Genomic DNA, 12,356 nt, shown 5'->3' on the forward strand with positions numbered 1-12,356 from the left:
GACGCGCGCCTGCACCCGAGTGTTTCCCGTGCGCCGCTGAACACTCTCCGTGCGCCCGCGAATGCTCCCCATGCGCTCCGCAATGCTCCCCATGCGCCCCGCAATGCTCCCCATGCGCCCGCGAGTGACACGCGCGCCCGAACGTTCGGGCGCGAGTGTCACTCGCGGGCGCGGAGGCGAAGAAGTCGTCATCGTAGGAAGGCGGCGGCGACGCCAGCGTCGACGGGGATGTGGAGCCCCGTGGTGTGGCTGAGGTCGCTAGTGCAGAGCACGAACACGGCGCTGGCCACGTTCTCGGGCAGAACCTCGCGCCCCAGCAGGGTTCGCTTGGCGTAATACTTGCCGAGGTCCTCCTCCGGCACGCCGTACACGGCGGCGCGCTTGGCGCCCCACCCGCCGGCGAAGATGCCTGACCCGCGCACTACCCCGTCCGGGTTGATTCCGTTGACCTTCACACCGTATTCGCCGAGCTCGGCCGCAAGCAGCCGCACCTGGTGGGCCTGGTCGGCTTTCGTCGCGGAGTACGCGATGTTGTTGGGGCCAGCGAACACGGAGTTTTTCGACGAGATGTAGATGATATCGCCGCCGAGTTTCTGCTCGATCAGCACCTTCGCCGCCGCCCGGCTCACGAGGAACGAGCCTTTCGCCATGACGTCGTGCTGCAGGTCCCAGTCAGCAACGGTGGTTTCAAGGAGGCTCTTCGAGAGCGAGAGACCGGCGTTGTTGACGACGAGGTCGAGCCCGCCGAACGCGAGCACTGTGGCATCCACTGCGGCCTGCACCTGCAGTTCGTCGGTGACGTTTGCCTGCACGCCGATCGCAACGTCCGTTCCCCCGATTTCGGATGCGGCGGCCTGTGCCTTCTCGAGGTCGAGGTCGGCGATCACAACGCACGCTCCTTCGGCGGCGAGGCGCATGGCGATTGCTTTGCCGATTCCGGATGCCGCGCCGGTGACGAGTGCGACGCGCGTTGCGAGGGGCTTGGGGCGAGGCATCCGCTGCAGCTTCGCCTCCTCGAGTGCCCAGTATTCGATGCGAAACTTCTCGGTCTCATCGATGGGCGCGTAGGTGGAGATCGCCTCTGCGCCTCGCATCACGTTGATCGCATTGATGTAGAACTCGCTTGCGACTCGGGCAGTCTGCTTGTTGGCCCCGTAGCTGAACATGCCGATGCCGGGAATGAGCACGATGAGGGGATCGGCGCCGCGGATCGCTGGCACGCTGGAGCTGTGAGGATCGCGCAGCGATCCTGCGACGCCAGTGCCGAGTGAGCCTGCGAGCTCGGATTCCAGTAGCGGCTTATTGCGGTCGTAATACGCCTGGTAATCGGCGCGATATTCCTCGTGAAGTTCATGCAGTCGCGCGAGCTGGTCCTCGAGGGACGCTGTCGGCGGCAGGTCGAGCAGCATCGGCTTCACCTTGGTGCGCAGGAAGTGGTCAGGGCAGCTGGTGCCGAGGGCGGCGAGACGGGGGTGCTCTGAGGACTGCAGGAAGTCGAGAACGACCTCGGCATCGGTGAAGTGACCCACCTGGGCCCGGTCTGTGGAGACAAGCCCGCGCAGGGTGGGGGCGAGCACGGCGGCCCGGGAAGCCCGGGATTCCGGTGTCAGCGGGCTGTAACCATCCAAGACGGTTCCGAATGGATCGAGGCGTCCGTTGGTTTCGATGAATTTCTCGGCGGTCTCGATGATCCAGAGTGAGTTGGCTTCTGCCGCAGCAGAGGTGTCGCCCCAGGCGGTGATCCCGTGGCCGCCGAGAATGCAGCCGATCGCGGCCGGGTTGGCCTCCTTGATCGCCGCGATATCGAGGCCGAGCTGCCAGCCCGGACGCCGCCACGGCACCCAGACGACCTTCTCACCGAACGCCGTCACCGTGAGGGCTTCCCCATCGACGGACGTCGCGAAAGCGATGCCAGAGTCCGGATGAAGGTGGTCGACGTGGGCGGCATCCACAAGTCCGTGCATCGCGGTGTCGATCGAGGGGGCAGCACCGCCCTTGCCGTGAAGCGTGTAGTCGAAGGCCGCGACCATCTCGTCCTCCCGGTCGACCCCGGGGTAGACATTCTTCAGCGCACGCAGTCGGTCGAGGCGCAGCACCGCGAGACCCGACTCGGTGAGGGAGCCGAGGTCGCCGCCGGAGCCCTTCACCCAGAGCAGCTCGATCGGCCCACCCGTCACCGGGTCGACATCCGTTCCCTTGGCGGAGGTGTTACCCCCCGCGTAGTTCGTGACCCGCGGGTCAGAGCCGAGGCGATTACTCCTGGCGATGAGCTCGGTGGCCGCTGGGTTGGTCATGTGGTGATCCTTCGGTCTGTGGCGACTTGTGGTGACTGTGTCGGTGGCGAATTTGTGGTGGCGGGGGATACGCGCTCTCGCGGAGTCGGTATGTCGTCGCGGCGGGGGGTGTAACTCCCGCCGCGGGGTCGTGTGTCCGCCGCGGGTGAGCGCAGGGCTTAGGCGCCCCAGCCGGCTTGCACTCCGCCGACCCGGTCGGTCGCGATCCGAGCCTGGTAGCCGGATGCCGCGTAGGCGGCCATCGGATCGCCGGGAAGGCCGCGCGTTTCGCGCCAGGCGGCGAGGGCCGGGCGCACGTCGGTGTAGAAGGCGTCCATCAGGATACCGTTCGCCCCGAGCACGTCGCCGGTGTTTTGTGCTGCGTCCAGTGCTGCGGTGTCGACGAGGAGCGCGCGTGCGGTCATTTCTTGCACGTTAAGGACGGAGCGGATTTGGCCGGGGATTTTGTCTTCGACGTTGTGGCATTGGTCGAGCATGAAGGCGACGGGTGAGCCTTCGCCGTATCCGCCGCCGCGGATGACTTCGTGGAGGATGCGGAACAGTTGGAATGGGTCGGCGGCTCCGACGATCAAGTCGTCGTCGGCGTAGAAGCGGGAGTTGAAGTCGAAGGAGCCGAGTTTGCCGAGGCGGAGCAGTTGCATGACGATGAACTCGATGTTGGTGCCGGGGGCGTGGTGTCCGGTGTCTAAACAGACCATCGCCCGCTCGCCGAGGGCGGTCACTTGGGCGTAGGAGGTACCCCAGTCGGGGACATCGGTGTGATAAAACGCAGGCTCGAAGAATTTGTATTCCAGCACCAGGCGTTGGGTATCACCGATGCGGGCGTAAATGTGGGCGAGGGAGTCGGCGAGTCGGTCTTGCCGGGCGCGCAAGTTCTGCTGGCCGGGGTAGTTGGTGCCGTCGGCGAGCCAAATTTTCAGGTCGCGGGAGCCGGTGGCATCCATGATGTCGATGCATTCGTAGTGGTGGTCGATGGCTTTCTGCCGGATCACCGGGTCGGCGTGGGTGAGGGAGCCGAATTTGTAGTCGTCGTCCTGGAAGGTGTTGGAGTTGATGGTGCCGAGGGCCACCCCGTGGTCGTTGGCGAAGACGCCGAGCGCGGCATAGTTGTCGACTTTGTCCCAGGGGATGTGCAGGGCCACGGTGGGGGCGAGGCCGGTGTGTTTGTTCACTTGGGCGGCGTCAGCAATTTTCTCCTCCGGGGTGCGGGGGGTGCCTGGGGTGCTGAAGACTTTGAACCGGGTGCCCGAGTTACCGAACGCCCACGACGGCAGCTCGATCGCCTGCTCAGCAAGCAACGAAGTGATTGAAGCGAAGGTAGTCATGAGGGGATCCCGTTCTGGTTGACGCTGTTGAGCTGGTCGTCGAGGTTGAAGACCTCGTCGAGGTAGAGAAACGCTTGGTCGGCCGGAACATCGAGGTCGACGAAGTGCTCGGCCATCGCTGCCTGCCATCGTGCGTTCACGGGAGCGGCTGCCATGCCGTCAAGGTTGGCCTGCAAGTCTCTGGTCTCGAAGTAACCGATGACGAGGCCATCCGGGCGAAGAAAGATCGAGTAGTTGTGCCATCCGGTGTCATGGAGGGCTGAAAGCATGTCGGCCCACACCGTGGCGTGAGCCTTACGATAGGCGTCAATGTGACCGGGCTTCACCTGCAGCTGGAAGCAGACACGCCTCACGAGCGCCACCTCGGCAGTGACGCCATGTCGACATGCCGATGCTCGATGCCGAGCAGCGAGGCGGCGGCGCGGATGTCTCCGGCCCGATGCCCGACGCAGAGCGCCCAGTGGTGCCCGATCCCGGTCTGCGACCACTCGTCGACCCATTCGCCGGGATCCCCACCGAAGTCAACGCGGGAGGTCGTGTTTCCGATCGCGAGTAACGGCCCGGGTACGACCATTCCCTCACTGGTGATGAAGGTGAAGCTGCCGTCGCGATCCTGTCCGATGCCGAAGGTCGTGACCGGGCCTTGTTTCACGTCGAACTCGACTGAGACGCCGAAGCCGCGCTTTCCGTGATGGACCCCGAGGCCGCGCAGCAGCGGGTCGCGTTCGGAGACGGCGAGGTGGGCCGGTCCGTCGTGGCCCATTTCGACGACGTTGTCGAAGAAGTTGAGGGCCTGGATCTCAGTGAACGATCCACCGGCGCCGATGCTGTGGGCCGCGAGCATCGCGAGCGAGGTACGCAGTTCGTACTCGCCGACGAAGGGGATGCCGCGGGCGGTCAGGAGTGATGCTCCGAGGATCATGCCTGCCCCGAGCCGCTCGTGCTGTTCGCCCTGCAGGCCACGGTGATAGTAGGCGGCGGAGTCGAGGTCGAAGTCCTCGACGAGTCGATCGAGGCCCACCGAGACCTTCGCGCCCCAGGCGAAGTCGTCCTCTTTGACGGAGGGGTCGAGCGTGAACAGCGACTTCGCGAGCTCCATACGATCCCGTACCTGGTCATCCGTCACCTCCGCAACCCGCACGCGAAGGTCGTCGAACTCAAGCACCTCCACATGGGAGCCGAACTGGGTCGAGACGAGGGTGAGGTCAGTGGAGACGTCGAGCATGCCGGGGTAGAGGTGGCCCATCAGGCCGTGGCGGGCGGTGCGCAGGGTCGCGCGAACTCCGGCCGCATGCACCCACTGGTCGATGCGCGCCCAGGCGGACTCCTGCTTCAGGTGACCGGAGACGGACCGGAACGGGATACCGGCGCGGCGGAAGACATTCGCCACCTCTGGCACGGGGCACTGGCCGCAGTAGGCGAGCCACTTGCCGGTGTCGAAGTTGGCGTGGTCCATCGCTTCGGTCGGCTGCAGGTCGATCACGAGCACGGGTGTCCTGGCGCGCTGCGCGATCGGCAACACCATGGACGAGGTGAGATAGGTGGTGAGGAAGATGACGATGAGGTCGCAGTCGGCGACGCGCAGCTTCTCGGCAGCAACGTTGGCCTCCGGGGCATCCGAGATAAAGCCGACATCGATCACCTCGGCGTCGAGGTCGTCGAAGCGGGATGTCACATAGGCCGAGGATTGCTGCAACTGCGGGAGGAGATCCGGAAACTGTGGCCAGTACGCGGCGAGACCGCCGGCGACGAGACCGATCCGGGTCTGGCGGCGCTTCTTCGGGGCGAGAGCGTCAGCGGCGGTGAGGCGGGAAGTCATCAGGTCTCCGCGAGTGTGAAGTGATGCTCTCGCGAGCCGGGCGGCCCGGACCGGCCCGGGAGAGCGGAGGGCTTGACAGTTTTGGTAGACGACATTGTTGGTGTCGAACTCCGTCGGGGCCCGACGATAACGGTTTTGTCAGCTCCGGCTCCCGTCGACGGTGAAGCGGCCAGAGTCCGGCTGGCACGAACTGGCAATGTTTTTGACCAGGGTGGACTTACCGGCGCCGTTCTCTCCGACGAAGGCATGGACCGAGCGCATCTCGACCCGAAGGTCCGCGGACGCCGGGGCCGCCACGACGCCGAAGGACGTGGCGAGGTTGCGCGGCTCGAGGATGGTGTGGGTTTCCCTATTTGGCTCATCCTCATTGCCGGCGGGTCCTCCACGTCGAGGTAAATTGAATCGTTTTAGAATAGCGAACGAATTGCACTCTATGCCGTGTTGTTACCTCTCGTCAAGGCGATTTGTGAATCGTTCTAAGCTGCTACCCGCACCGGCGCGACAATACTGGCATCATGCAATGAGCGGCGCATCGCGCGCAGCTGGAGGAGTGAGGAAATACATGGCGGCCAGTGTGAAGGATGTTGCGGCTCTCGCCGGCGTCTCGGTCGGAACGGTCTCGAACGTGATGAACCGTCCCGAGAAGGTTTCGGCTGCCGTCGCATCCCGCGTCCAGTCCGCAATCGCCGAGCTCGGTTTCGTGCGTAATGATGCGGCTCGTCAGTTGCGCGCCGGCCGCAGCAGCAGCATCGGGCTGGTCGTGCTCGACGTACGCAACCCCTTCTTCACCGACCTCGCGCGGGGAGCGGAAGACCGCGCCGCTGCCGATGGCTTCTCGGTGATCCTCGGCAACAGCGATGAAAAGGCCGATCGCGAGGCTACCTACCTCGACCTGTTCGAGGTGCAGCGGATGCACGGCGTGCTCATCTCGCCGTTTGGTGACATCACTCCGAGGCTCCGACAGCTGCGAGATCGGGGTATACCGGCGATACTCGTAGACCGCACGAGCGCAGACACCTCCTTCAGCTCGGTCTCGGTAGACGACGTCGCGGGTGGCGCGCTCGCCGTCGGCCATCTGCTCGCGAAAGGCCGCTGCCGCATCGCGTTCATCGGCGGACCGCTCGAGATCCAACAGGTGACCGACCGGCTCGCTGGCGCGCGAATCGCAGTAGCGGCGCATCCGGATGCCTCCCTCGAGGTCATCCCGATCGACGGGCTCACCGTCATCGCGGGACGCACCGCCGGCACCGATCTCGTCGGTCGAGCCCCGACGGACCGGCCTGACGCGGTATTCGCCGCGAACGACCTCGTCGCGATGGGCGTGCTCCAGGCGCTCATGATGCAGGGAGCGGATGTGCGCGTGCCAGAGCAGATCGCCCTGATCGGCTACGACGACATCGACTTCGCAAGTGCCGCCGTCGTGCCCCTCTCGTCCATCCGCCAGCCGAGCGCGCTCATCGGCCGGACCGCCGTGGAGATTCTCCTCGAAGAGGCTGCCGACTCCACGCTCGCACCGCGGCAGGTCGTTTTCCAGCCTGAACTGGTGGTGCGAGAGAGTACGTTGTAGGGATCATGGCGCCGCTAATCCCCGTCGATGCTCCCGCGCTCATCGTGCCGGAGTTCGGCCGCGTTGAACTTGGCCGGAGGCCGGTGACCCATCCCGGACCGGGAAAGGTGCTCATCCGCACCGACTTCACCGGAGTGAGTGTCGGCACCGAGATGCTGGCCGCGACCGGCGTGCGGCCATCATGGGGTCCAGTGCCCTTCACCCCCGGCTATCAGGGCGTCGGCCACATCGTCGAGTTCGGCGAGGGAGAGGAGCGCCACGGTCTCATGCTTGGGGAGGCTGTCGCGTGTTTCGCGGACAGGACCCATGGGGCGTACTTCATCGCCGACCTCGAGCTGACCTACCCGATCGAAGAGACCGATTCCTACCACATGGCCGCGCTGTTCGTGCCGGCGGCGGTCGGACTCAACGCGATCGATAAGGCCGGAATCGCCAGCGGCGACACCGTACTCGTGCTCGGCCAGGGACTCATCGGCCAGGCCACGGCGATGCTCGCGCGGGACCGCGGCGCTTACGTGGTGGTCTCTGAGGTCTCCCCCGAACGCCGGGCCATCTCCGGGGCGCACTGCGCCGACCGAGTAATCGATGGTTCGGCTGGATCGCCCTGGTCCCAGCTTCAGCCCGACTTCCCCGACGGGTTCGACATGGTGATCGAATCCACCGGGGTCGCTGCGCTCATCGACAGCGCGCTCGAGTGCCTGCGCTTCGAAGGCACGATGGTCTTCGAAGGCGTGTACCCCGACCAGGTCTCCTTCACCTATGAACTCGCCCACGAACGCCAGATCAACGCGGTGTTCCCATGGTTTATCGGCACCTCTGAGGTGCGACGCACCGTGCTGCGGCGCATCGTCTCCGGCGAGCTCGATTTCGATCCGCTCATCACAAACCAAGTCAACTGGACCGAAGCGGATGCCACCTACCGACGCCTCTTCACCCCGGAGCGCGACCATCTCAACGGAATCGTCATCGACTGGCGGGGAGCGGAGTAGCGATGCCTCTCGAAGGTGAATATGCACCGAGCACGGTGGACTGGGCCCGCACGCAGGCCGAACTGTTTGAAGCGACCGACGGCGCGAAGGGTGCTGATCTGCGAGGTATGCCCATCATTGTGCTGACCTCCGTTGGCGCGAAGTCCGGTCAGTTGCGTAAGACAGCGCTCATGCGGGTCGAATACGAGGGCGAGTACGCGGTGGTTGCCTCGCTCGGCGGGGCGCCCAAGAATCCGGTCTGGTATTTCAATCTCGTGAAGAATCCCGATGTCGAACTGCAGGATGGCGCCGTGAAGGCGGACTATCGCGCTCGTGAAGTCACGGGCGATGAAAAGTACGTGTGGTGGGGGCGAGCCGTCGCGGCTTATCCGCCGTATGCCGACTACCAGGCGGGGACCGACCGTCAGATACCGGTGTTCGTGTTGACCCGAGCGGAAGGCTGAGCTGTCGATGAGTGACACTATCGCGAACCGGCGTCCGCTCCTCATCTGGGACATTGCGGTCTCGATCGCTGTGCTCCTGATCGGCGGTGGATTCCTCGTTGTTGCTGCCGTGATCGACCTGTTCTCGGCTGCTCTCGTGGGCCGCTGCCCGGTGGCCACCTGTTCGGCAGGCGCGGCGGTGGCCTCGCTCGGCATCTCATGGTTTGTAATGTTCCTGTTGCTGATTATGGGGAACGTGCTCACGATCGTCAGCCTCGTGAGGCGCCGCCAGGCGTGGTGGATAGCCCTCATCACTCTCGTGCTGGTCGTCGCGGTCTGGATCACCGGATTCGTGCTCTACTCCCAGGCGGTGAGCCACGACCGCGTGGCGATCGACGGTGTTGTCACGTGGGGAACATCCCTACTGGACTGACCGCGCGGGCTATCGGTCGGGGACGCGACTACACCGACGTCGCGCCGCTTGGCAGTGTCTACGCTGGCTTGTTCACCGCGGTGCTGTTCGTGAAAAGGGAGATCACCCGCGAAAGCTCACCAGTCGCTTGGGTGGCACAATAATGATGAGGCCTGGGGGAGCGCCGTGCTAGCACGTATAAATGCAGTGTCATTGGTAAGCGGCCTTCGCGCACGCACGCGGTTCTCGGTCATCGCCGGCCTTCTAGCGCTCACCTATGTGCTCGGCCTGGCGGCGGTCGTGCTCACACCTCCCGGTTCCCAGACGGCGGCGTGGTGGCCAGCGGCGGGCGCCAGCGTCGTTGCAGCGCTCTGCGCGCGGAAGCGGCGGTGGGGTGTGGCGCTTCTCGTGGGACTGGTCACGGTCGGGTCGAACTATGCTGCCGGCCGACCCCTCCTCGTCTCTATCGGATTCGGGATAGCCAACTTCAGCGAGACCTGGCTCGTCAGCGCGATCCTCTCCCGGGGCATCGGGGGTGCGGGACTTCGGCGGATGTCCGATGTCGCCCGCCTGCTGATTGCTATCCTTACGGGTTCGATGGTAATCGGCCTGCTTGCTGCAGCGGTCGTCGGGATGCTCCAAGGCGGTCGATTCATCGAGACCCTATTCGCGGTGATGGCGTCCCACGCCGCTGCGGTCATCGTGGTGGTACCGCCGGTGCTTGTCGTTTACGGCGGTGATGTATCGCGCAATCGGCTGGAGTTCGTGGCGCAGATCGTCGTCACTTTCGCCGTAGTCGGGTTTGTGTTCTCGCCGACCAATGCCCTGCCCCTGGTCTTCCTCTCGCTCCCGGTACTGTCCTGGGCGGCTTTCAACTTCAGCTACGGCTTTACCATCATCGAGCTGCTCGTGACCGCGGTGCTCACGGTGGAATTGACGGCGGCCGGTGGCGGGCCATTCGCCGCTTCGGAGGTCGCGGGGGTGAGCGTCACAAACCAGATGCTCCAGCTGTTCCTTATCGCCCAGGCCGGAACGATCATCTTCCTCGGCGCCGGGCGCCTCGAACGGGAGCGTCTCGCCGAGCAGGTGCAGTCGCGGAGCCAACTGCTGCGAGGTGGCCTCGTCGGTGCGCAGGTGGGGTTGCTCATCCTTCAGCCGATTCGCTTTCCTGAGGTGCGCGTGCTTCTCGGAAACGATGCCGCCAGCGAGATGCTCGAGTGGCCCGCACTCGCCGGCGAAGTCGAGGATCTTGGCCCAGGGGGCGTCGTGCGGCTCTCTCGCCGTGACCCCGCAGTGCAGATTTTCGACGCCTATTGCCGGAGTGGAGTATCGGAGCAGCGCGGTGAACTAACGACCCGTGCCGGTCGGCGTGTGCAGTATTTCCTCAGTACCCGCAACTCCGAATTCGACCAGGGCGTCATCGCCGCACAGTTTGTGGACATCACGGATCGATACGAGGCACAGGTCGCCAACCAGAAGGCCCTCGAGCACGAGCAGGACCTCGTCGACCAGCTCCGTGATCTCAACCGCCAAAAGGACGACTTCGTCTCGTCGGTGAGCCATGAACTCCGCACTCCGATCACCAGCATCCTGGGCTTCGCGGAGGTGATGGAAGACGCGGTGACGGAGCCGGAGATTCGAGAGTACATCGACGTAATCCAGCGCAACGCTCGCCGATTGGCTGACCTGGTCGAAGACCTGCTCGAGCTCGGAAGCACGAGTGCGAGTTCGCCGACGAAGACCACGAAGGCTGTCGACCTTCACCGGCTCATCCGGGAGTGCGTGCAGGAGCAGTCCACCATGGCAAAGTCGCGCGGGGTGATCGTGTCGATGTCGTTCGACCCGCAATCGCCGTTTGTGACGTCCGTCTCGCACGACCTCACCCGGATCGTCTCAAACATCCTGTCCAATGCGATCAAGTTCTCACTTCCGGAAGGCGAGGTGGACATCATCACCTCCTGCACCGACGATGAGGTGCAACTCGTGATCACCGACACCGGCCCCGGCATCCCCGCTGAAGACGTCGAGAAGGTGTTTGAACGTTTTTACCGGTCTCCCGCGGAGGCCCTTCGAGTGATCCAAGGCACCGGCCTCGGCCTGCCGATCGTCAAGTCTCTTGTCGAGCGGCACGGTGGTCGCATCGCTCTGAAGAGCGATTATCTGGCAGGCGGAACTACCGTCACTGTAACGATGCCGAGAGCGAAGACAGTCTCCTAGGGAGTCGCGCGTCAGCCCTTCTGCGAGATGACCGAATCGGTCACGATCTCCTCGGCCGCGAGCTCGCGCCCGTCGTGGGTCACGCTCAGCCGCCGGTCGATGTAATGCACGCGGAGGTTGTGGTACTTCACCAGCCAGAACAGGCCGACGAGCGCTGCCAAAACTCCGGATGCAGCGCCCACTCCGAGCGCCCAGCGCGGCCCGAATTCATTCGCGACCCAGCCGACGAAGGGTGCCCCGATGGGGGTGCCGCCCATGAAGATCGCCATGTAGATGGCCATCACTCGACCGCGCACCGGAGCGGGGGTGGAGAGCTGCACGGCACCGTTCGCCGTCGTCATCATAGTTTGGGAGGCCAGACCGACCACGGCAAGGGCAATCGCGAATTCCCAGTAGCTCGGCATGACCGCGGCCGTGATGCAGCCAATGCCGAAGACGGCTGATGACACAAAGAGGAACCGAAGCCGCGGCTTCTCGCGTCGGGCCGATAGCAACGCGCCGACGACTGATCCAATGGCCATGACAGAGGAGAGCACGCCGAACGCCGCGGCACCCTGGTGGAAGACGGACGTGGACATTGTCGAGATGAAAATCGGAAAATTGAGACCGAACGTGCCAATGAGGAAGACCATTACCAGAATCACCATGATGTCAGGTCGGGACCGTACGTACCGGAAACCCTCCGCGAGGTTGCCTTTCTTCGGCTTCGCCCGGGCGGAGCGCTGGAGGTCCGCCACCCGAAGGAACGCGAGGGAGACCAGCACCGCGCCGAACGAGCCCGCGTTGATGAGGAACACCCAGCCGGCGCCGACCGCGGCGGTGAGCAGTCCCGCGGCGGCTGGTCCGATCAGCCGTGCCGCACTGAAGGAGGCCGAGTTGAGGGCGACCGCGTTGGAAAGGTTGGCACCACCGACGAGCTGGGAGACAAAGGTCTGGCGAGCCGGCGCGTCGAAGGCGGCGACGCAGCCGAGAAGGGCCGCGAACACGTAGACGTGCCAGAGCTGCACCATGCCAGTGACGGTGAGGATGCCGAGAGCCAGCCCGAGAGTTCCCATCGCGGCCTGCGTGGCCATGAGCACTTTGCGCTGGTCAAGACGGTCGGCGACCAGTCCGCTGAGGGGAAGTAGCAGCAGTTGCGGACCGAACTGCAGAGCCATCACAAACCCGACCGCGGCAGCATCGTGGTGGGTCAACTGGGTGAGCACGATCCAGTCCTGCGCGGTGCGTTGCATCCAGGTGCCGACATTGGAGACCAGCGCTCCGGCCGCCCACACCCGATAGTTGAACCCGCTCAGCGAGCGGAACATCGCG

General features: G+C 64.7%; 11 protein-coding genes. 5 read left to right on the top strand and 6 right to left on the bottom strand.

Translation table 11 applies throughout. The features are described from left to right. Nucleotides 1-188: 188 nt before the first annotated feature. The 5 genes from RCH11_RS13585 to RCH11_RS13605 form a co-directional block, all read right to left on the bottom strand. Nucleotides 189-2,294: a bifunctional aldolase/short-chain dehydrogenase gene (locus RCH11_RS13585; RefSeq protein WP_327057555.1), complete on the bottom strand. Its 2,106-nt coding sequence runs from the start codon at nt 2,292-2,294 to the stop codon at nt 189-191. Nucleotides 2,295-2,452: 158 nt separating this feature from the next. Beyond that, complete coding sequence (gene rhaI / locus RCH11_RS13590) at nt 2,453-3,619, bottom strand: L-rhamnose isomerase (RefSeq protein ID WP_327057556.1); 1,167 nt, start codon at nt 3,617-3,619, stop codon at nt 2,453-2,455. Next, nucleotides 3,616-3,972, bottom strand: coding sequence for an L-rhamnose mutarotase (locus tag RCH11_RS13595; RefSeq protein WP_327057557.1), 357 nt, complete (start codon nt 3,970-3,972; stop codon nt 3,616-3,618). Before RCH11_RS13595 ends, rhaI begins: the two co-directional genes overlap by 4 nt. After that, nucleotides 3,969-5,438, bottom strand: coding sequence for an L-fucose/L-arabinose isomerase family protein (locus tag RCH11_RS13600; protein WP_327057558.1), 1,470 nt, complete (start codon nt 5,436-5,438; stop codon nt 3,969-3,971). Before RCH11_RS13600 ends, RCH11_RS13595 begins: the two co-directional genes overlap by 4 nt. A 138-nt stretch (nt 5,439-5,576) precedes the next feature. Beyond that, complete coding sequence (locus RCH11_RS13605) at nt 5,577-5,735, bottom strand: ATP-binding cassette domain-containing protein (protein ID WP_327057559.1); 159 nt, start codon at nt 5,733-5,735, stop codon at nt 5,577-5,579. Nucleotides 5,736-6,000: 265 nt separating this feature from the next. On the opposite strand from RCH11_RS13605, the gene RCH11_RS13610 reads away from it, so the two are divergent. The 5 genes from RCH11_RS13610 to RCH11_RS13630 all read left to right on the top strand — a co-directional run bounded on the left by RCH11_RS13610 (nt 6,001) and on the right by RCH11_RS13630 (nt 11,045). After that, entirely contained in the window at nt 6,001-7,005 is a 1,005-nt protein-coding gene (locus RCH11_RS13610) for a LacI family DNA-binding transcriptional regulator (RefSeq protein ID WP_327057560.1), read from the top strand. Between the two features lie 5 nt (nt 7,006-7,010). Beyond that, nucleotides 7,011-7,994, top strand: a complete 984-nt coding sequence (locus RCH11_RS13615; protein ID WP_327057561.1) for a zinc-binding alcohol dehydrogenase — start codon at nt 7,011-7,013, stop codon at nt 7,992-7,994. A 2-nt stretch (nt 7,995-7,996) separates the two neighbouring features. Continuing rightward, nucleotides 7,997-8,437 carry a nitroreductase family deazaflavin-dependent oxidoreductase gene (locus RCH11_RS13620; RefSeq protein WP_327057562.1) on the top strand — a complete coding sequence of 147 codons (441 nt, stop codon included), beginning with the start codon at nt 7,997-7,999 and terminating at the stop codon, nt 8,435-8,437. A 7-nt stretch (nt 8,438-8,444) separates the two neighbouring features. Then, entirely contained in the window at nt 8,445-8,849 is a 405-nt protein-coding gene (locus RCH11_RS13625; protein WP_327057563.1) for a hypothetical protein, read from the top strand. A 186-nt stretch (nt 8,850-9,035) separates the two neighbouring features. Further along, on the top strand, nt 9,036-11,045 hold the full coding sequence (locus RCH11_RS13630; protein WP_327057564.1) for a sensor histidine kinase: 2,010 nt from the start codon (nt 9,036-9,038) through the stop codon (nt 11,043-11,045). An 11-nt stretch (nt 11,046-11,056) separates the two neighbouring features. Here the strand turns inward: RCH11_RS13630 and RCH11_RS13635 are convergent, their stop codons facing one another. Next, nucleotides 11,057-12,352: an MFS transporter gene (locus RCH11_RS13635; RefSeq protein ID WP_327057565.1), complete on the bottom strand. Its 1,296-nt coding sequence runs from the start codon at nt 12,350-12,352 to the stop codon at nt 11,057-11,059. Nucleotides 12,353-12,356 lie beyond the last annotated feature (4 nt).

Origin of the sequence: Glaciihabitans sp. GrIS 2.15, from assembly GCF_035984695.1 — a bacterium.
In the GTDB taxonomy this organism is placed as follows: domain Bacteria; phylum Actinomycetota; class Actinomycetes; order Actinomycetales; family Microbacteriaceae; genus Lacisediminihabitans.